Source organism: Vogesella aquatica (assembly GCF_028548455.1).
Classification (GTDB): domain Bacteria; phylum Pseudomonadota; class Gammaproteobacteria; order Burkholderiales; family Chromobacteriaceae; genus Vogesella; species Vogesella aquatica.
Map to the genome: position 1 here is coordinate 40,944 of NZ_JAQQLF010000011.1, position 21,082 is coordinate 62,025.

Consider the following 21,082-nt stretch of genomic DNA (forward strand, 5'->3'; position numbering starts at 1 on the left):
CGCGCGGCTGCCGGAGTAACACAGGTGCCCCTACGCCACGCAAACCGCCGCGTCAGCAACCAGCTATGGCTGCTCGGCATCCTCATGGCCGCAGCCCTGCTGGTAGTGGGCATGCTTTATCACCGGCAGCAATCCGAAATGCAGCACTTCGCCGAGCAGGGCGAAGACAACATCGTCTGGGTCTACTCGCAGCTGGGTATCGATTACTATCGCACCCTGGGGGCGGCAAAAGTAGCCGTTGCTACTGGCCAGCTGAAGGACCTGGACGAGCTGCAGCTGCGTTACGACATTCTGGTGTCACGCATTACCCTGCTGAGCGAATACCGCTACAGCCTGCTATTCAAGAACGGGCAATGGTACAACACCCACATGGCAGCCCTTACCCGGCTGGTGGCCGCTACCGACAAAAAGCTGGCAGCCGGTGATGGCTACTTTACCCAGCGCACTGCTAGCGATCTGGTGCAAGACCTGAACGCTATTGTCGAAAATGTACGCGAGCTCACCATCGGCGCCAACAGCCGCCTCACCGAGCAGGCCAACGAGAGTAACCGCAGCCTGCAAAGCATCAACACCACGGTAGCGGCCACCGCGGCCATCCTGATGCTGGTAGCCAGCCTGATGGCTGCCATGGCCTACCGTAACTTGTCACACAGCGAAAAGCGTCGCGAAGAAGCCGAACAGCTTAGCAAGGAGCTGGACCAGGCCTTGGCCCAGGCCGAGGCGGCCAACGAAGCCAAAAGCGCATTTCTGGCCAATATGAGCCATGAAATCCGCACCCCGATGAATGGCGTCATCGGCATGACCGAGCTGACGCTGGATACCGAGCTCAGTACGGAGCAGCGCGAATACCTGGAGCTGGTCAAGTCATCGGCCGACTCGCTACTGACCATCATCAATGACATTCTGGACTTTTCCAAAGTAGAAGCCGGCAAAATGACCCTCGAAGCGGTCACTTTCTCGCTGCGCGACCTGGTCACCCAGACGGTCTACCCCTTCGCCCTGCGCGCCAGCAAGCAGCAACTCGAAGTGATCTGTCGCGTTTGCCCGGCGCTGCCGGACCGGGTCATTTCCGACCCGTCCCGGCTGCGGCAGATACTGAATAATCTCATCGGCAACGCCATCAAATTTACCCACCGCGGCGAAGTGGTACTGACCGTAAGCGGTGACATCCAAGCCGACGGCTGCCTGCTGTTGAACGTCTCGGTACGAGACACGGGCATCGGTATCCCGCAGGAAAAGCAGCAACTCATCTTTGACGCCTTCGCCCAGGCCGACAATAGCACCACCCGCCGTTACGGCGGCACCGGCCTGGGGCTATCCATCACCCAGAAACTGGTACGTCTGCTGGGTGGCCACATCAGCGTACACAGCACCCCGGGCACCGGATCGGACTTCCAGTTCAGCATACCCGTGCAGCTTGCCGCCGAGCAGCCCTTGCAGACCGCACCAAGCGAGTTGGCCGACATGCCTGTGCTGGTAGTAGATGACAATCCCACCAACCGCAGCTGGCTGGAAGCCATGCTGAAAAACTGGTCGATGCGGCCAACCCTGGCAGCCGATGGCTTCGAGGCGCTTGAGCTACTCGCGCACCAGCACTACCCGCTTATTTTGCTGGATGGCCATATGCCCGGCATGTCAGGCTTTGAGGTTGCACAGCAAATCCAGGAAGAGCGCCGCAGCGCTACCGTCATCATGCTGACCTCTTCCGGAGAACGTGGCGACGCAAAACGCTGCCAGGCACTGGGCATACGCGGCTACCTCACCAAACCGGTATCCCAGGAAGAGCTGCTCACCACCATCAAGCTGCTGCACAACCAGAGCGACGCCACCGCCCCCCCCGAGCTGGTGACGCGCCATACCGTGCGCGAGCTGGGGCATAGCCTGAACATTCTGCTGGCAGAGGACAACCCGGTAAACCAGAAACTGGCCGTTACCATCCTGCACCGCCGCGGCTACCATGTCACGGTAGTCGGCAATGGCCAGGAGGCGCTGGATGCCCTGGCTGCTGCACACTTCGACCTGGTGTTGATGGATATGCAAATGCCGGTGATGGATGGCCTGGAAGCCTGCCAGCGCATTCGCGCCATGCAGGCGGCCGGCAGCCTGACGCCCCTGCCCATCATTGCGCTAACCGCCAATGCCATGAGCGGGGACCGCGAGCGCTACCTGCAAGCCGGCATGGACGGCTACATCAGCAAGCCTATAGACGCCATCCGCACGCTGGAAGAAATCCATCGCGTGCTTGGCGACACGCCGGCCACTACGCCACCACCACCCGCACCCGAACAGGACAATACCCCGGTATTTCAGTACGCCCAGGCACTGAAAAACTGCGATGGCGACGAGCATTTCCTGCCACTGCTGCTGGCTGCTTTTCTCGATGACATGCCGGTACGGCTGGCCGACCTGCGCCAGGGTGTGCAACAAGGCAATCTGCCGGCCATTATCATGGCCGCACACACCCTGAAAGGCAGCTGCCTGTCCATTGCCGCCCTGCAGTTGGCCGCACACTGCCGCCGCATGGAAACCGCTGCCAACGAAGGCAGGCTGGCTGACGCCATGGCAGACCTGCCCGAGCTGGAGTCCTGCAGCGCAGCCCTGACCCTGGCGCTACAGCCCTACCTTGGCCAACCCTGACCCCGTGGCAACCGGATGGCAGGCAGCAACGCCGTGCTACCGGGCCACAGGTGATTTGCCGGTACGATAATCACCATACAACATCCCGCACCTGTGCTTGAAAGCACGGCAAAAGGTGCGGGCGTCCGCGTTACCCGCTCGGGCATTGCTACCGGAGCAGGCCTAACGTTAGCCTGCCGCCCCCAGGCAGCCTAGCGCCTGCCAGCACGCTTTCTTGCCGAGATACAGGCCCGGAAAGCTTACCGGGCCTGCCCTTCCGGGCGCTCGCCATGCGGGATACGGCTACGGTACCGGATAGCATTTTGCCTATTCAAGACAGGTTCCTATTTTCCGGCCGACGTAGCAGCTCACCATACAAATGCGCACCCTGCCATCGTGTCCACGGGCATGGTGATACCCCCAGACACCCGCCCTGCTGTGGCGGGTAGGCGTGCACTCAAGTGCCTCATTCAGGGATTCACAGATGAACACTGCCACAGCCAACGGGTACCTTGCGCACCAACATCAACCCAAATGCCTGGTACATACCCGCCCTCCGGTTTGCATGCAGCTGCGCAAGAATCGGGCTGTCCGGCTCCTGGCTGGCCGCTACAGTGGCTCTGTCCCACACCAAGGAGCCTCACATGAAACTGCTACAAAATCAGGTTGCCATCGTCACTGGCGCATCCGCCGGCATTGGTGCCGCCACCGCACGCATACTCAGCGCCCACGGTGCTGCCGTGGTGCTGAATGCCCGCCAGCCCGCCCCGCTGCACGCACTGGCGGCTGCCATCGAAGCTGACGGCGGTCGTGCCTGCGTAGTAACCGGCGACGTCACCCGCGCCGACACCCACCAGCGTTGCGTAGCCGCCGCTCTGCAACACTTTGGCGGCCTGGACATTGCCGTCAATAACGCAGGCAGTACTGGCACCATGCGGCCACTAGCCGAGCTGCAAATCGAAGAATGGGACATTACACTGCAAAGCAACCTCGGCGCCGCCTTTCTGGCGGCTCGGGCACAGATTCCAGCCCTGCTGCAGCGCGGCGGCGGCGCGCTGGTGTTTACCAGCAGCTTTGTCGGTAGCAGTGCCGGTCTGCCCGGCATGGCTGCCTATGGTGCAGCCAAGGCCGGGCTGATGGGTCTGGTCAAAGGCATTACTGCCGATTACGCGGCACAGGGCATACGCGCCAATGCAGTGCTGCCTGGCGGCACGCAAACAGCCATGGCAGGCGACGAGACACAACAGGCATGGGCTGCCGACCTGCACGCAATGAAGCGGCTGGCGCAACCAGCAGAAATTGCGGCAGCCATCCTATTCTTGGCCAGCCCGATGGCTAGCTTCGTTGCAGGGTCGGCGCTGTATGCCGATGGCGGCAATGCCGCGGTGAAATAGCCGGCCGGCAAACTTTCAGGCCGGTTTGCACCGGATGCACGGAAATCAGCGCGCTGCGCTGCCATCCTAAACGGGCGCAGCGCAATACACCCCACTCTGTGGCCGCTCCGGCACCGCTGCAATCGCACAATCCGGACTGTCTTTGGCCCAGTTTGCCAATTGAGCCAATGGTTCGATTGGCGGCATACCACTGCATAGCGAAAGCTTGGGGCCAGCGAGCAGACAAGGGTCGAACACGTAAGATTGCCCTCCTCCCGAAAAACGGCAGCGGTGAAAAGTAGGCATTCCTGGCAAATTTAACCCTATCCGTGCTGGAAATTCGTCATGAAAAAATCGAAGTTCACGGAAGAACAGATCGCTTTCGCCTTGCGCCAAGCGGAGTCGGGTACGACAGTTGGGGAGGTCTGCCGCAAAATGGGCATCTCCGAAGCGGCTTTCTATGACTGGAAGAAGAAATACGGCGGCTTGGGCGTCAGCAAACTACGCCGCCTGAAGCAACCGGCTTCACCGCCAGCGCGGGCCGGCCGTTACCACCAACCGACAACGCCAGATCCGGCAGAATTTGCGCCGTTTGCGTCATGAACACATCGATGACGCTCGCCGAGGCGCCCAGTTTCTCAAACTGCGCCGTGGCCGTGTTGATATCACGTACTTGCTCGTTGTAAGTGGCCAGCAGTAGCGCCCGCTCCTGCGGGGTCTTGACGCCTTGCAGGGCGGCCAACCTGCTGTTGTTGCTGTTGCCCGCGGCCTGGGCGGCGCTGACGGCGGTTTGCGCGGCGTCTACCACGCCGCCGCTGAGCGCTACAGTGAGGCCGCTTTGCTTGCTGTAGCTGGAGGTCTGCTGGGTTTGCGTGTGCTCGGCGTGCTCGATGCGCACGTTTTGTGCGGCCCTAATCCAGCCGATATTGACCATCACATCAAGCAATCACCCATGCGCGCATGAAATCGTATGGGTCGGGGTAGGCCGGCAACGGGCGATGGGGCAGCCATGCTTGGGGGATGAAAACGGTATCGACGTCCAAGTTGAAGCCATGGCGGCCGGCGGTCTTGGCATACAGGCAGGCAAAGGGTGAAACAAATTTGCTGGCCACCACCAGTTCGAATACTTCATTGCGTACTCGGGCTACTTTGGGGCTGGTGAGCTCGGCCAGCGCATCCTCCATGCCAGCTTTGTCTTGCTGCGCCAGCGCCCGGTAAAAGCGCATGTCCGGCGCAAACTTTTTCATTTTGGCCGGGATGTCTTGCAAGAACACATCGGCCCGGCTCCCCAACTCATCCCATTGTCCATTCAATGCCAGGGTCAACTGGTAGTAGCGGTACTCGTTCTGGTTAGGATTGACCATGCGTTGCTTGAACAGCTTGGAATGAGGCGGCTGCTGCTGCATCCAGCGGATGACCGGCTCATGGTCGCTAAGTAGCGCATAAAAATACTCGGCTTCGTGCATCACACCTTCTTCGCCGGTCGCTTTGGCACGGATGTACATCAACTTGGCTACCACGTAGCTGTGCAGCTTGAAGGTGGCCAGGTCTTTGTTGGCGAACCAGGCATAATCGGCGATTTCTTCGTGTAGCCTGATCAAATTGCTTACACAACCATTAAAACTACCCTCGCCCTTGTCTATCTTGATCACTTGACGGGGAACCTGGCCGATATATTCCCAATCATCAATGCGCTCTTTGCGTTCTAGAAGAAAGGCGATTTGCTCAGAGGTGTAGTGTGATAGCACGTTCATGATTCCTTTACTTTGCTGGTACGGTAACAGGCAGCACCACCAGTTCACCCGAGGTTCGGTTGACACCGCCGACTGCGGTCACTAGCGTGTTATTTTCTATAGCTGCTTCAACTGCCTTGTAGGCCGGCGAGGATTTTTCCAGATTTCTAAGCACAGCCTCTATCCAAGCCATAGAGTTCTGCGTATTGCCTCCGGCGGCGTTGGCACTAAGCGAGAACGCCCCAGCCTGCGACATCTGCTTGCCATCCATCACCACGGTCACGGTGCCATTTGCGTTCTGGAGTACCAGATCAAAGCCTTTGTTGGCACCGTATTTTCCACCAGGCAGCACTATTGAACCAGTGCGTGTCGCTACCGATGCCAGCAACTGCTCGGTCAGTTGTCCGCCCAAATCTTGCCCTGTCTGAATCTTCGCCACCAAAGCCTGTTCGCTTTTGCTCAGGCCTGTAATAGCACAGCCGGCCTCGCACACTTTGGCAGCATTAATGTACCCACCTGCCGTCGCCTTGGCTGGCTGTCCGCTTAGCGCCTCACCCATGCTGGCAACGGTTTTAAGACCACCAGGCAGCTGCCCTGCCACCAGCTCCATGGCCGGTGACTGGCGAGATACTGCCAGTGCAACTGTAGCCTTTTTGATTTCGCCGATGACTTTTGCACCGCCCACACCGCTAGCCAACAGCTCGGTCAGCGCCCGGCCTTGTACTTCCGGGTTGTCACTTTGCAAACCGTCAATCAGCCTGGCAGGCAAGCCTGCCAGGCCCTCTGCCAACGCATTCGCCGTGGCAGACAAACCGTAGCGGTCGATGCTGGCAATCAATTCCACCGGCGCGGTAACGGGTGACATCAGCAACTCGGTCAGCGCCTGAGTCATGCCTTTGTAACGGGTCCCGTCATTTGCTTGCTCACGCTGCGTATCCAGTTTGCGCAGTAGCTGCACAACGGTACAGGCATTGTTATTGCCATCCGCACATTGCCTTTCGGCTTTTTTCTTCAGCTCGATTTCTTGTGGCCGAAGCCAGTTGTTCTCCACCTCATTCTTCGCCCCTTGCCCGCCCGCCAACGCCGACGCGGCGTTGCCGCCGGCGATGCCACCCGCCAGGCTGCCGGCCAGTGTGGTGAGCGCAGCGACGGTGTCTTTCTGGCTTTCGGTGAGGTTGGCCGCGTCACTACCGTACAGGTTTTGCGCCAAGGTGGCGGCGATCAGCGGGGCGCTGCCGGCGCCGGCGGCACCGGCGACGGCGTTGTCGCCTTTGGCGGCGGCCAGGGTAGCGCCCAGCAGCGCGTGGGCCATGGCGTTGGCGGCGGTGTTGACCTGGCCGGTGGCGGGGTCGGTGGTGAGCTGCTTGATCTGGGTGGCGAGGTAAGGCGCGGCAGCACCGGCCACGGCAGCGCTGGCGTCGCCCCCGGCCAGGCCTTGCAGCGCGGCGGTAACGACGATAACGGCTTGCTGCACGCTGCCGCCTTTGCCCCAGGTGGCTTGCAGCTGCCGGTAGTCGGCGCTGTTGGCGTAGGCCGGGTCAGCTTTGGCGCGCTCGGTGGCGGCGTTCAGCTCGGCGCGTTTGTGGGTGTTGGCGATCTGCAGCGTTTGCTGGCCGATGTCGCCGATGAGCTGGATGGCTTGCAGGCGGTCGAGCTCGGCTTGTTTGTTGAAGATGGGGCTCAGGCCGTTGGCGGTGCCGGTAGCGGCGCAGCGCAGGGTGAGGGCTTGCCCGGCGGCGATGTTGGTTTCGGTGTAGCTGTCGGTGTCGCCGTTTTCTTTGCCGCTGGCGCGGTTGGCGTTGGCAAACACGCTGAGCCCTGGCCGGGTGCACGTAGCGTCACAGTACATGCCCTGCCTCAGGTCATTGTTAGCCCTTTTGTGTAGCACGGGCTTTTAGTGACGCTAGCGATAACACCTCTTCGTAAACCCCTGGCCAATCCTCGTTAGCACGCTTCACCACACCCTGCATCAACTCGTCCAGTGGTGGCACGGGTTGCGGTGGGGGCAACTGATGATAAGGCGCGGCCATCAAGGGGTGGTCCAGCAACGGGTTGGCCAGGCCTTCCCATTCGCGCAGCCGGAACAACAACAGGATTTCCACCGGCACCCGCCCCAGGTCCCACTCGGTGCTGAAGTCATAGAACTTGGTCAGCGTGTCGCGTCCGGCCTGGTGGGTATGGCGGTCGCAGGCCGCCAGCAGGCACGGCACCAGCGCCGCCGGGTCTGGTGTGCGCCAGTACTGCAGCAGGGCTTCGTAGATTGGTTCGTCGTAGGCGTAGGCTGGCCAAGCATGGTCGGCATCGCCCACCCAGCTGGCAAACAGCCGCAACATGAAAGCCTGAGCCCGACGGTGTTCGTTTTCGTACTGCAGCTTCAGCTGATAGGTGTTATTCAGCGCAGCATGGGCGAGGTAACCCTGATAAATGACTGCATCTTTCCAGCCGAGAATAGAAAGAACCCCTAACATCTCGGCACAAGTCTTCAGATCAAAACTTCTCCAATTACGGTTACTTCTAGGGGGCGTCAAAATATTGTCAAACCAATAACTCCAAAAAAATGATTGCCGAACTCCAATTTCATAATAACGAGTCCATCCTGCAAGCTTACCCAACCAAGCATCATCCAAATGTGCTGTTGCTAGAGTAGTCCTAAGCTGCACTCCAGCCAGGCTCTCAGCCGTATTTTTAGTGGCATTTACTTTATTAGGAATTTCTCGCTCAAGGAGTGCATCAGTACGGGTAACGTAGTCACTGATTGAATCAATATCAATCTGCATCAAACTTCTTGGCATGCGCTGCCAACTCTCCTCCAGTTTCCTAATTTTCTTTACAATCGCCTCTCTTGACGGCCACTTAGAACTAACACCCATACGGTCGCATTCAGCATTTACTTTGGCCATGATTCCACCTTAAATGTTGCCACACCCGAGGTGCCCGGCGCTGGCACACCAACCTTTACGGTAACCCCTTGCACTTTAAAAGCACCTGAACTCAGTGCATCTTTTATCTTTTGAACCATAATCTTGTTCTCTGGAATACTAAATATGGACGGATTATTTATCCAGCCCCACAACCTCGCCTCTGGATCCCCCGCCGTATTCTTCGCTCCACCAACACCCATCTGGGACGACTTGGCATCCATCACCACCACGGTGATGGTATCGCCGTGAATCGCCACAGCACAGCCATCACAACCGTGGCCACTGGCGTTTTGCAAAGGCTGAAACTTCAGCGTGGTTTTTTCGTTTAGCAGCTGCAACGCCAACGTTTCACCCAAATCACCATCCTGCCTGCCGGCAGTGTGCGACAAGGGAATACTGGCAAAAGTCTGACCAAACAGCGCTTCTACCTTGTCCACTTTGCCAGACGTGGCTACAGCAGGCGACCCACCTGCGCTCTGCCCACCCGCCGCCGGTTTCACCGCCAGCGCGGGGCGGCCGTTACCACCAACCGACAACGCCAGATCCGGCAGGACCTGCGCCGTTTGCGTCATGAACACATCGATGACGCTCGCCGAGGCGCCCAGTTTCTCAAACTGTGCCGTGGCCGTGTTGATGTCGCGTACCTGCTCGTTGTAAGTAGCCAGTAGCAGTGCCCGCTCCTGCGGGGTCTTGGCCATGCCTAGCGCACTGGAAATGAAGGACAGGCTTTCCTGCAAGCCATTCAGCGTGCTGGCACACACCGCCAGGCTGGCACCGGCGCCGCCGCAACGCTCGGCCACGACCTTATCCCAGTATTGTTCTTGTTGCTGGATGTCCTGGCTAAGCTGCGCCACATCACACCGGCCCGCGCAGGCGCGCAGCGTTTGCATCAGGGTGGCGGCGGCACGGGTGTTGAGCGAGTTGTTCTCCACCTCATTCTTCGCCCCCTGCCCGCCCGCCAGCGCCGACGCGGCGTTGCCGCCGGCCAAGCCACCCGTCAGGCTACCGGCCAGTGCGGTGAGTGCGGCCACGGTGTCTTTCTGGCTTTCGGTAAGGTTGGCCGCGTCGCTGCCGTACAGGTTTTGCGCCAAGGTGGCGGCGATGAGCGGGGCGCTGCCGGCGCCGTGAAGTTACAGCTCCATCTCAGGGAAAAGAGACCAGTCAATGGAACGACTTCCACCAGAAACGAGCCATACAAAGTATTTCGCAGCAGAGTGACTACTTTTGAAAATAGCCATCGCAGATTTACTTCCTCTTTCTGACGCATAAATGTAAAATTTATCATCCACCCATTCAAATCCATACGGCTCAATATTGACCTTGGATCCATAACAAAAAGCCGTATCTATTAATCTATAGACACGATCAATACTCTTCCTGACTGCATCGGCATGTGAATTCGGATGCCTCACTGGCGCATTGAATTCATCCGCAACATAGCCTGGAACAACAATAGTCTTCACAAGGCACCCTCTCAATATCAAAAAACACAGAACGACTCACAAGAAGCACACCCGAGAAAAATACAGCCCACCCAAGTCAGGAAGTAGCGACAGACAAATCCAAAACAACCGCACCCACAGAGACATAATTGACAAAAATTTTAACCGCTCTAGAAATTTCACAGCACGGCATAATCAACAGCACATATTTCCCCCCGCGCTGAGCACCATAAATTACCACGATACCCTCCGAGAAATGAACATCAATCCCATAGTAAGTTCCAATTTCATAATCACCACCACCCATATTAAACACTTGATTGCCAATTCTGAATTCGCAATCAACCCCTGCTTGCAATAGCGACTGTGCAGCTACAGCGAGATACCTTTCAACCGACACACCATCGAAACCTCTTCGAAAATTATTCACATCATAGCCACCAATAGCATTAATTTTATCCATAATCATTTCAATCAACCCTCCTCAAATATCCATGCTCAATCAACTCACCTACCGTCATCCGCAATGCGCCTGCAGTAGTCTGATATTGAACACCCATGCCTGGCTCACCAAACCATGACATGACCAGACTTTTCTCGACGGGGAGTGGCTTTAACACCACCAGCTTCACCAAAGGTCTAGAGTTACTACCTAATGGCAATGCGCGATTTGCATAGGGGACACCTTTCGGCGCAATGAAATCCGTATTACTCCCAATTAAGCCATAACGGTCAAGCTCTGTACCAATTGGCAACTTTATCTGCTCTTCCGTCCCTAGCACCTTACCATTTTCAGGTGGCCAAATTGGGTGGCCATTTTTATCTTTCCAGCCAGCCGCCTTGGCTTCGGCCATTTTCTCTGCCACTGCGTCAAAGCGATGGTCGTCCCTATGGATGGCAACTTCAACCAATCTGGCTTTAATTTTGATGGCATCGGCTTCTATGGCGGCACGTGAAAGCCTCAATGCAACTGCGGCATCACGGACTTCGCCGATGACTTTTGCCCCGCCCACACCGCCAGCCAACAGCTCGGTCAGCGCCCGGCCTTGTACTTCCGGGTTGTCACTTTGCAGACCGCCAATCAGCCTGGCAGGCAAGCCTGCCACTCCCTCTGCCAACGCATTCGCCGTGGCAGACAAACCGTAGCGGTCTATGCAAGCACTTGCATGACTTTTTCAAATAACCCATCCGCATCAGCAACTGCTGCAGATGCCTCATAAATAGACTCCATTAATGACGGTAACAGACTTTGCTGCCATACCTTCGACACTTACCTCACCTAACACGAGCATGATCACAACCACCAAAAGTACTTATCCAGCCACTTGGGTTTCCACCACGGCAACGGAATAACCATATCAGGATCATTAGCCAACTGCCGACGCAGGCGAATTTCTCGTTTGATATGCTGAATATAAAAATTCGCCGATGCCAATGCCGCCAGGATTAGCAATGGTCGCATATACGTCTGACGCCACCATATCTCAGCAGCAGTGGGTGGGGCGTAGCGACCGCAATTACCCACTCCCCAATTGCAAGCAACATACTCGTACCACTCATGACCGTGAGCAGGAAGCAAACTACCAACCCAAAGAAATGCAAGCCAAATTAACAGCTTATGAAACCTGAGCGGCTGTACACAGTTACTAAAAATCCACATAAAAGGAAATAACAGCCACTTAAAAAAAACTATCAAAAAAATCGTAAAAGCCTTATCAAGGAGATAAATTATTCTATTCTTCATCACTACGGCACTTTCTTAGCATCATTATTAGGCACATCGACAAATGAAGGAGAGTTGGAAATGACTGCATCCAAGACCTGTGCAGCTGTTTTAGGGGGAACGGATGGCGGCGGTGCTTGCACCAAACGTGACAATGACGGCGACAGGCTTTGCTGCCATGCCTGCCACGCATCGGTAGAGGGCTTGAGCAAAAGACTACTTGCACCAGAACCGGCGGCCCCGGCTACCGCGCCCAATGAACCTGCAATAAATGCATTCTTATCTTCCCCCAAATGTATATTATTAAAACTGGTATTCGTGAATGCCGTTGCAAAACCTAATGTTCCCGCAACACCGATGGTGCTGGGCAGTGCCCCCACTCCTATCGCTTGCAATTTCCCTGCCACCGGCCCAACCAAAGGCCCGGCTATCATCGCTGTATTGCCGGCAAACAGCGACTGCGCCAGCCGAACATCGCCAGGGTTACAGTTACCCGCCATACAGTTAAGGGTGTACTGACCCGCCGCATCAAAACCCGCACCGATCGCGCCGGCTGTCAGCATGCTATGAGACACTGCACTACCAGCGACCAAGCCACCCGCAGCAGGCAGCAATACCGACGAAGCCATCACACCAAAGCGCTGCTGGTTTTGTATTTCATAATCGGCATAGGGTTTGCCTGACGCGATACCCTGCACCGTCATGGCTGCACTCTGCCCGCTATTCCAGCCTGAACCCAGCCCTTGCTGATGATCAGCCATCCGGTTAATCGCTTGCAGGTAGTCTTGCTGGGCCGCATTGGCTTCGTGACGGTAAAGGCTGGCACGCTGAGGGTCTTTGCCCGTGAAGGCGTTCGCCATCATCTCCAGCCAGGTACTATTGGCTTTCAATTGCCCGGCTAGCTGCTGGCAGGCGCTGCTGCTTTGGCAGGTGGCCGCAGCACGGGTGAGCTCTGCCGACTCCTGGCGATACTGGCTCATGGTCTGTTCCAGCTGTGCCGGTGTCCAGCTGGCCGCCTGGCGACGGAACTGCTCTACCCAGTTGGCCGCCTGTTGCTTGCTCAGCGAGTTGTTCTCCACCTCATTCTTCGCTCCCTGCCCGCCCGACAGTGCCGAGGCGGTGTTGCCGCCGGCGATACCGCCTGCCAGGCTGCCGGCCAGCGTGGTGAGGGCGGCGACGGTGTCTTTCTGGCTTTCGGTGAGGTTGGCCGCGTCGCTGCCGTACAGGTTTTGCGCCAGCGTGGCGGCGATCAGCGAGGCGCTGCCGGCGCCGGCGGCACCGGCGACGGCGTTGTCGCCCTTGGCGGCGGCCAGGGTAGCACCCAGCAGGGCGTGGGCCATGGCATTGGCGGCAGTGTTGACCTGGCCGGTGGCGGGGTCGGTGGTGAGCTGCTTGATCTGCGTGGCCAGGTAGGGGGCGGCGGCGCCGGCAATGGCAGCGCTGGCATCGCCCCCGGCCAGGCCTTGCAGCGCGGCGGTGACGGCGGTGACGGCTTGCTGCACGCTGCCGCCTTTGCCCCAGGTGGCTTGCAGTTGCTGGTAGTCGGCACTATTGGCGTAGGCGGGGTCGGCTTTGGCGCGCTCGGTGGCGGCGTTCAGCTCGGCACGTTTGTGGGTGTTGGCGATCTGCAGGGTTTGCTGGCCGATGTCGCCGATGAGCTGGATGGCTTGCAGGCGGTCGAGCTCGGCTTGTTTGTTGAAGAGGGGGCTGAGGCCGTTGGCGGTGCCGCTGGCGTCGCGGCGCAGGGTAGCGGTGTCTTGCTGCTGCGCGGCGCTGTCGCGCACGGTGAGGCTGCCGGCGCTGATGGCGGCCAGGGTGGTGCTGCTGGCGCTGCCCTGGGTGTGGCCGCCGTTCAGCACGGTGCTGGCGTTGCCCAGCGCGTTGGCGGCGAGGTTGCCGCTGGCACTGGCACTGCTGCTGGCACCGATGCTCTGGCTTTCTACGCGGTATTCGGCGCGGTTTTGCAGGTCTTGCCAGCCGAGGGTGGCGGTGCTGAGCCGGTTTTGCTCGGGGCTGGCGCTGCTGGCGATGACGGCGCCGTCTAGCTGGGTGTGGCTGCCCACTTGCACATTAAAGCCGCCCTGCCCGGCGTACAGCCCGGTTTGCTCGGCCACGCTCTGGTACTGGCTGTCGATGCGCTGGCGGCTGAGGCTGGCGTTGACGCCGCCACCGGTACCGATGATGGCCACGCTGCCGCCGGCGCTGATGCTGCGCTGCTGGCTGGCGTAGTGGTCCTGGTCTTGCTGGCTGGTGAGGGTAAGGTTGCGGCCAACCTTGGCCGCCATGGTGTCGCCGCTGGCCAGCGCGCCGGTGAGGGTGGTGTCGCGCCCGCTGCGCAGGGTGAGGGTTTGCCCGGCGGTGATGTTGGTCTCGGTGTAGCTGTCGGTGTCGCCGTTTTCTTTGCCGCTGGCGCGGTTGGCGTTGGCAAATACGCTGATACCGGCTTTGCCGCTACCCACGCCAACGCTAACGCCAATGGCAGCGCCGCTACTGCTGTTGCTGCCGGTGGTGTCGCTGCGGTTGTGCGCAGACTGCAGGGTGATGTCGCGGGCGGCGTCGAGCGTGACGTTCTGCGCCTTGATGCTGCTGCCGGTCACCGATATGTCGCCGCTCTGGGCAACGCCGTCGGCGCCTTTGCTGCCGTCGCCGGTGGCAATGATGTGTACGTTGCGCCCCGCGTTAAGCTCGCTGCTGCTGGCGTTGCTGCTGCTGGTCTGGCTTTGGCTCTGGCTGCGCTGGCTGCCCAGCGATACCGACACACCCGCAAAAGACGGGTCGGCCACCTCGCCGCTACCACCGCCCTGCTGCGCGGTTTGTACCGCCTGGTAGCCCGCCAGCCCGGCCTTGACGCTTTGCAGTGCGGCCAAGCGGCTGTTGTTGCTGTTACCTGCGGCCTGGGCGGCGCTGACGGCGGTTTGCGCGGCGTCCACCACGCCACCGCTGAGCGCTACAGTGAGGCCGCTTTGCTTGCTGTAGCTGGAGGTCTGCTGGGTTTGCGTATGCTCGGCGTGCTCGATGCGCACGTTTTGTGCGGCCATCGTGATGTCCTGCCCGGCGATGACGTCGCTGCCTTTGAGCTGCAGGTCTTTGCCGGCCAGTATCACCACATCGCCCTGCACGCTGCCCACGGTGCTACCCACTGCCAGGGTGGTGCTGACACCATTGACGTTGCCTTGCGCGGCTTTGCCGATGGTAAAGCCCAGCCCGCCACTGCCCATCAGGCCGGATTTTTTCTCGTCGCGCTGGCTGCTATAGCTATCGCTGGCGGTGGCGCTGGTAATGGCGATATTACCGCCGGCTTGCAGGCGGGTAGCCTGATCGCTCACCACCTGGCTGGCCTGGATGGCCATATTGCCGCCGGCCTGCAGGCTGACGCTGTGGCCGGACACGCTACTGCTGACGATGTCGGTTTGCTGCCGCTGGTAGCTTTCATTGGTGGTTTTACTGCTGAGCAGGCCTTTTTTGCTGCTCTGCGTTTGCCAGTCTTCATTGCGGGTGTTTTCGCCATTCACCAGCTTAAGGTCACGCCCGGCTTGCAGGGCAACGGCGCCCTTGTCGCTGGCCAGGTTGGCCGCACGGGCGTTCAGGTCTTGCCGGGCTACGATGGCAAGGTCACCAGCGGTATGGATGCTGCTACCGGTTTCCTGCTGCTGGCTGCTGTGCAAGCGGTCGGTAGCGTTCCAGCGTACGTCGCGGCTTTCGCCGCTGCTGACGGTGGCCAGATTGACATCGCGCCCGGCCTGCAACACGGTAGCGCCGCTGCCATTGTTGGCCAGCTGGGCACCGGCCAAGGTAAGGTCGCGCCCGGCGCTGGCCAGCAACACACCGGCGCCACCATCCACATACAGGCCCGCCACGCGCTCGACGGTGGTTTGCTGCAGGCGGTTGTCGCCGCTACCGTACTGCTGGCTGTGCGTGGTGCTGCTCACGGTAATATCGCGCCCGGCGGCCAGCTGCAGGCTGCTGCCGGCACGCATCTCACCGCCCAGGTTGTGGATGTCGGTACGCGCTTGCAGCGCGATGTCTTGCCCTTGCAGCTTGCCACCCAGGTTGTGCAGGTTGTCGGCGCTGATGGTGAGTAATTGGCGCCCGGCAATCTGGCCCTGGTTGGTCAGGTCGCCAGCCAGCTTGAGCTGCAGGCGGTCTGCGGCCAACAGCGCGCCATCGGCGCTGATGTCGCCCGGCTTGAGCTTGACGTATACCTGCGGCACCAGTGCGGTTTTCTGGCTGCCATCGGGCAAGGTGACGGTTTGTGCCACCAGCCACACGATGTCGCTGCTCAAGCGCGCCATTTGCTCGGGGCAGAGCGCTACGCCAGGGCGCAGGCCGTACTGACGGGCAAAGGTGAGGCCGTTATCCATCAGCGCGCGGTATTGTGCCTCGTCGCTGGCGTAACCATTCAAAAAGCGGCGGCCGGTAAGCTGGGCCACTTGGTCGCGGATGAGCTTTTGTTCGTAGTAGCCGTCCCCCAGGCGTTGCTGGGCGGTAGCGGGGTCGATAGCCATGCCTTGCAGCATGTAGTCGCTTCCCAGCCATTGCCAGTACTGGGTGAAAGCCGGGTCGGTCTGGATCAGGTAGGGGCTGCTGGCTGCGGTAGTGTGGTACAGGCTGCTGCGCGGCAGCGTGACATTGACACTGCTGGTGCTCACCTGCCCCGACATGGCGCCCGCTGGCGGGGTCACGCGAATGATGCCATCGCTACCGCCACGCACGTTGGCCACCTCGGCGCCCGGTGCGGCCGGGGTTTGTATATGCGGCGCGTTGCGGCCTTGGTCCAGGTTGCTGACCTCGCCCCCGTTAATGGCTAAAGACTGGTTAGCGGTGATGCTGGCCGCCACGCTGCCCAGGGTTTCGCGGATATCGGGCGCCGAACCCTGGTAGCTGCCCATACCGTAGGTGATGTGGGTATTACTGAACTGGTGCAGGCGGTACAGCGTGGCGGCGGTATTGACCACCTTGCTGCTACCCTGCCCTTCGCTGCGGCCATCCACCAGCAGGCTGCCGCCGGCAGCGATCTGGCTGTAACGGTTGTCCAGCAGTTGGCCGGGGTTCAGTTGCATATTGCCACCGGCACGAATGACAGCGGCAGCGCCGGCACCATCGGCCAGCACGTCGTCGATGGCGGTGTGGTGGGCAATGCGGGCTACCTCGTTGCCAGGCTCCTGGCTGAGGTGATTAAGGCGGTGGACAATAGTATGAACAGGATCGTCCAGCTGATAAGGCGCGAAGAGCTGGACGCAGTCAGTGCGGCAGGTGCCATAGGCTTGGCTATATTGCACATCGCCATATTGATAGCCCTGCTGCGGGACCAGCTCGGCAAACGGGTCATCGCCACCAACAACCTGGTCCGGGTTAGCCTGGCCATCTTGCCGCCACAGGTAGTAGATCGTGCGCGTTGCTGGTGCAGCTGTCGTCAAGCGCCAGCGCTCTCCAATACTGAATGCACCGCTGGCCAGGAAGAAACTGCTGGTTTGTGGTGTCACTCTCACAACCGCCCTACCCAGCTGTTTGCCATCCGGCGTGATGATACTGTCGTTGCTCAGGATGTCGGCCGGATTGAGATAAAGCGTTTCATAAGCCCGATAGTTGGCCGATGGCCTTAACGCCCCGCCATTGGGGCCATTACCCTGCCAGCTAGCCACCTGCATATAGGCGGTTTCGTCGATGCTGTTTTGCTGGGTGATGCTGGTGCGTAGACGCTCGTTACGCAGGGTGTCGGCGGCAATGGCCACATCGCCCTGCGCTTCGATGGTGGCCGACTGGTTGTGTACCAGCTGTGCGCTGCCGGTGGCCTGCTGCTGGCTATCCAGCTGGCCGCCAATAGCCAGATGGCCATCGCTGTAGATCAGGCTGTTTTCTGCGTTGACCAGCTGCCCCACGCCCAGCTGCAGGTCTTGCCGCGCCGCAATGGTGGCAGCATGGCTGGCATCGGATTGGTTGAGCAGGCTGGCCGTTGCCAGCGCCACGCGGTCGCCGTACAGGCGGCCGCCCGGCTGGTTGGCAATGGCTTCGGGCGCGCTGATGGTGAGCTGGCCGGCATCGATCAGGCCGGCATTGTCTACGCGGCTGGCTACGGTGATACCCAGCGCCTGGGCGCTGATTTCGGCTCCGGCCTGGTTATCCAGCGCGGCTACCTGCAGGCTGGCCTGGCCGCCAGCGCGCAGCGTGCCACTGTGGCTCAGGCTACCGGGTGTACTGAGCTGCAGATGGCGGCCTGCCTGGGTACTGCCGGCCAATATCACGCTGGTTTGTAGCTGCAGGGCCACATCCCGGCCGGCGCCCAGCGTGCCACTGCCAGTCAGGCTGGCGGCCACCAGCTTCAGGTCTTGCCCGGCTTGTAGTTGGCCGCCAGCATTATCGATGCCTGCTGCCGTCAGCTGTAGGCGGCCCCCGCTGGCCACCGTACCGCCGGCGTTATCCAGCCGATTGTCCAGTTGCAGCAGGCTGTCGCCAGCGCTGCGTACCTGGCCTTGGCTGTTATCGATCCCGGCTGCGGCCAACTGCAGCTGGCCACCCTGGATACCCTGTTCTGCGTTACCAGTCTGGCGGTTATCGATATTGCCGGCCTGCAGCGTCAGTGCCTGGCTGCCCAGCAACAGGCCCTGGCGGTTATCCAGCGTGCCATGGCCCAGCTGAATGCCCAGCGTAGCGGCCTGTAGCTGGCCGCTGCGGTTATCCAGCCCGGCTGCCTGCAGTTGCAATGCGCCCTGGCTGGCCAGCAGGCCGGCGTTACGCACGCTGTCGGCCTGTAGTTGCAAGCCTTGCTGGCTGGCAATGGTGCTGCCGGTACCGTTGAGCAGCTCGGCACTTTGCAGGCGGAGCGGGCCGGCACTGATCATGCTGGCGCCGCTGTCATTCGTCAGCGCCTGGCCGTGGGTATCGATGCTCAAGGCGCCGCTGGCCTGAATCTGCCCGCCCAGATTGTGCAGCTGGCCAGTCTGTAGTGCCAGCTCGCCGCCACTGATGCTGGCTTGCTGGTTATGTAGCGTACCGCTATCGAGCTGCAGCCGGCCGGTGGCCTGGATGCGCCCGCCGGCCAGATTGGCCAGTTCGCCGACGTTCAGTTGCAACCCACCACCCGACAGAATGCCGCGCTGGTTACCACTGTCACCATTCGTCAGCGCCTGGCCCTGGGTGTCCAGGCTGAGTTGCTGGCTGGCCTGCATCAACCCGCCACTGTTATCGAACGTGCCGCTGCGGCTGGACAAGGTGTCGGCGGCCAGCGTGCCCCCACGGTTATCTACGCTGGCGGCCTGCAGCTGTAGCGTGCTGGCCTGGGTGCTGCCCTGGCGGTTGTCCAGTGCACCGACGGCGGTTAGCTGCAATGAGGCGGCCGCCAATAGTTGGCCGCGCTGGTTATCAACGGTGGCCAATTTCAGGCTGGCACTGTCCTGGCGGCTGGCTAGCACCCCATCGCGGTTGTCCAGCGCCTCGCCCTGCACCGTTAGCGCCTGCCCGGCCACCACGCTGCCGCGCTGGTTATCCAGCTGGCCGCTGCGTAACTGCAGGCTGCCGCCGGCACCGATCTGGCCATCCCGGTTATCGAAGGCCTGGCTATGCAACACGGCGGCGCCCTGGATTTGCAGCTTACCCTGCTGGTTGCCGATGCTGAGGGTGTCGATGTTGGCCGCTTGCGCGCCGAGGCTGCCCTGGCTGTTGTCAAAGCGCTCGCCGCTCACCTGCAGCTGCCCTAGCGCCAGCGTACCGTGGTTGACCAGCCCACCCTGGCTGGCCAGATCGATACCGCCGTTGGCCAAGATGCGGCCACGGTTATCCAGCAGCCCGCTTACCTGAATGCTGCCTGCCGGCAGTACCTCGGGCGCGGCGGTTTGCACGCTACTGCCTGCGGCGGGGGCAACCTCGGGCAAGGGTAACGGTAGCGGCTGCGCCACCGTCGAGCCGGCACTACCGCTGCTACCCCCTGCAGGTGCCCCGCTGCCCGGTGCGGCCGGCAAGGCGCCAATACTGCCGCTGTTTTGCAGCTGGCCGGCTTGCAGGGCCAGTACCTGGCTGCCGCTTTGCCGTAGTTGGCCGCTATTGCTCAGGGTGGCAGTGGTGATGGCCAGCCGTTGCGCGTCGATGGCGCCGCTGCTGGCGTTATCGATCTGCGTGGCGTTCAGCGTCAGCTGCCGTGCCGCGCTGAGGGTGCCCTGGTTGCTGAGCTGCCCGCTGCTGTCCAGCTGCAGGTTGCGCGCCGACGACAGCGTACCGCCGTTGTACACCGCGCCGGTTTGCAGCTGCACGTCGGCAGCCGCATCGGTGGCGGCGAGGGTACCGCTGTTCAGCAGCTGCCCGTCGGTCTGCAGCCGCAAACCGCCGGCACCGGCTACCAGCTTGCCGGCGTTGCGCACGCCCAGCCCGTGTTCGGTACCAACCAGCACGATCTTGCCGGCGTACATACCACCCAGCGCGGCAACATCCAGCGCAAACGCCGGCGCCGGCCCGCTGGCAGCGAGCGCGCCCTGGGCGCTGCCGTCCGCCGCGTAGGCCTGGCTGCCGGTGCCCACCTGCAGCTGTTGCGCCCAGATGCCGGCGTTGGCCGCCACGCTGCGCGCCAGAATGGCGGTGTAGTCGCTGGCGCTGGTATCCAGGCCGTCACCACCAATGCTGACCTGCCCGCCGCTGACGCGGTAGCCGTCCAGGCTGCCGCCGTTTATCACCGGCGTTCCGCTGGTCAATACCGTACGGCTGGCATTCAGAAAGGTAGCGCCGTTGACCTGCAGGCCGGCCGGATTGGCGATGATCACCTCGGCGCGCTGGCCGGCCACCTCCAGCGTGCCACGCAGTAGCGATGGATTCTGGCTGTTGACCTGGTTGACGATGACGCGGGCGCTGCCCGTCGCCAGCCACGGGTTGGCCGCCACCCAGCCGGCGCTTTGCGTCTGCACGTTGACGCGGCTGTTGTTGAGGACGGTGCCAGCTGTGCCGGTATCAAACTGGCGGTACTGGTTCAGCGATACGCCGGCGGCGGACGGGGTCTGGATGTTGACTTGCACCGCGCCGCTGCTGGTGCTGAGCACCGTCGGGCGCTGCTTGCCCGGGGCCGCCGGGTCGGCCACGATCTGCGCTGCCGCAGGCAGGGTCCAGATGGCGCCGTGGGCCAGCAGCAGACAGGCTACCAGCGGCCGTAGGGCTGCAGACAGGCGGCCAACAACAGGCCGGGTGCGGGCTGGTGAGGTATCAGTGCCTTGTTGCGGGGTGATCTCGGCCACCGCCATCAGCATGCAGCGGTGGGCGTTGAAAACAAGACGGTAGCAGTGCTGGTTCATCGCGC

General features: G+C 60.8%; 12 protein-coding genes and 1 pseudogene. 3 read left to right on the forward strand and 10 right to left on the reverse strand.

Going from position 1 to position 21,082, the window contains the following annotated elements:
* The first annotated feature begins 24 nt into the window (after positions 1-24).
* The 3 genes and pseudogenes from PQU95_RS10090 to PQU95_RS10100 form a co-directional block, all read left to right on the forward strand.
* Positions 25-2,637 carry a hybrid sensor histidine kinase/response regulator gene (locus PQU95_RS10090; RefSeq protein WP_272751876.1) on the forward strand — a complete coding sequence of 871 codons (2,613 nt, stop codon included), beginning with the start codon at positions 25-27 and terminating at the stop codon, positions 2,635-2,637.
* A gap of 623 nt (positions 2,638-3,260) precedes the next feature.
* A complete protein-coding gene (locus PQU95_RS10095) occupies positions 3,261-4,010 on the forward strand; it encodes an SDR family oxidoreductase (protein WP_272751877.1) in 750 nt (249 codons plus the stop codon).
* A 324-nt stretch (positions 4,011-4,334) separates the two neighbouring features.
* A pseudogene (locus tag PQU95_RS10100) lies at positions 4,335-4,508 on the forward strand (transposase); the annotation flags it as partial.
* Here PQU95_RS10100 and PQU95_RS10105 read toward each other — a convergent pair.
* The 10 genes from PQU95_RS10105 to PQU95_RS10150 all read right to left on the reverse strand — a co-directional run bounded on the left by PQU95_RS10105 (position 4,483) and on the right by PQU95_RS10150 (position 21,077).
* The gene (locus PQU95_RS10105) at positions 4,483-4,926 is read right to left on the reverse strand and encodes a hypothetical protein (RefSeq protein WP_272751878.1); all 444 of its coding nucleotides are present in this window, start codon (positions 4,924-4,926) and stop codon (positions 4,483-4,485) included. The pseudogene PQU95_RS10100 and the gene PQU95_RS10105 overlap by 26 nt on opposite strands.
* Position 4,927: 1 nt before the next feature.
* Positions 4,928-5,743: an Imm49 family immunity protein gene (locus tag PQU95_RS10110; protein ID WP_272751879.1), complete on the reverse strand. Its 816-nt coding sequence runs from the start codon at positions 5,741-5,743 to the stop codon at positions 4,928-4,930.
* A gap of 7 nt (positions 5,744-5,750) precedes the next feature.
* Entirely contained in the window at positions 5,751-7,571 is a 1,821-nt protein-coding gene (locus PQU95_RS10115; protein WP_272751880.1) for a VENN motif pre-toxin domain-containing protein, read from the reverse strand.
* A gap of 19 nt (positions 7,572-7,590) precedes the next feature.
* Positions 7,591-8,622 carry a hypothetical protein gene (locus PQU95_RS10120; RefSeq protein ID WP_272751881.1) on the reverse strand — a complete coding sequence of 344 codons (1,032 nt, stop codon included), beginning with the start codon at positions 8,620-8,622 and terminating at the stop codon, positions 7,591-7,593.
* Positions 8,610-9,734: a VENN motif pre-toxin domain-containing protein gene (locus PQU95_RS10125; protein WP_272751882.1), complete on the reverse strand. Its 1,125-nt coding sequence runs from the start codon at positions 9,732-9,734 to the stop codon at positions 8,610-8,612. Before PQU95_RS10125 ends, PQU95_RS10120 begins: the two co-directional genes overlap by 13 nt.
* A gap of 39 nt (positions 9,735-9,773) precedes the next feature.
* Positions 9,774-10,106 (reverse strand): hypothetical protein, encoded by a 333-nt coding sequence (locus PQU95_RS10130; protein WP_272751883.1) that lies wholly within the window; start codon positions 10,104-10,106, stop codon positions 9,774-9,776.
* Positions 10,107-10,182: 76 nt separating this feature from the next.
* Positions 10,183-10,548: a hypothetical protein gene (locus PQU95_RS10135; protein ID WP_272751884.1), complete on the reverse strand. Its 366-nt coding sequence runs from the start codon at positions 10,546-10,548 to the stop codon at positions 10,183-10,185.
* Between the two features lie 7 nt (positions 10,549-10,555).
* Entirely contained in the window at positions 10,556-11,182 is a 627-nt protein-coding gene (locus PQU95_RS10140) for a TNT domain-containing protein (RefSeq protein ID WP_272751885.1), read from the reverse strand.
* A gap of 197 nt (positions 11,183-11,379) precedes the next feature.
* Positions 11,380-11,832 carry a hypothetical protein gene (locus PQU95_RS10145; protein ID WP_272751886.1) on the reverse strand — a complete coding sequence of 151 codons (453 nt, stop codon included), beginning with the start codon at positions 11,830-11,832 and terminating at the stop codon, positions 11,380-11,382.
* Positions 11,832-21,077, reverse strand: a complete 9,246-nt coding sequence (locus tag PQU95_RS10150) for a hemagglutinin repeat-containing protein (protein WP_272751887.1) — start codon at positions 21,075-21,077, stop codon at positions 11,832-11,834. The genes PQU95_RS10145 and PQU95_RS10150 overlap by 1 nt, the downstream gene beginning before the upstream one ends.
* Positions 21,078-21,082: the final 5 nt, after the last annotated feature.

What these genes read in the sequence shown, in the direction of transcription:
- PQU95_RS10150 (WP_272751887.1), bottom strand. Translation starts at nt 21,077, where the DNA reads ATGAACCAGCACTGCTACCGTCTTGTTTTCAACGCCCACCGCTGCATG.
- PQU95_RS10120 (WP_272751881.1), bottom strand. Translation starts at nt 8,622, where the DNA reads ATGGCCAAAGTAAATGCTGAATGCGACCGTATGGGTGTTAGTTCTAAG.
- PQU95_RS10135 (WP_272751884.1), bottom strand. Translation starts at nt 10,548, where the DNA reads ATGGATAAAATTAATGCTATTGGTGGCTATGATGTGAATAATTTTCGA.
- PQU95_RS10110 (WP_272751879.1), bottom strand. Translation starts at nt 5,743, where the DNA reads ATGAACGTGCTATCACACTACACCTCTGAGCAAATCGCCTTTCTTCTA.
- PQU95_RS10095 (WP_272751877.1), top strand. Translation starts at nt 3,261, where the DNA reads ATGAAACTGCTACAAAATCAGGTTGCCATCGTCACTGGCGCATCCGCC.
- PQU95_RS10115 (WP_272751880.1), bottom strand. Translation starts at nt 7,571, where the DNA reads ATGTACTGTGACGCTACGTGCACCCGGCCAGGGCTCAGCGTGTTTGCC.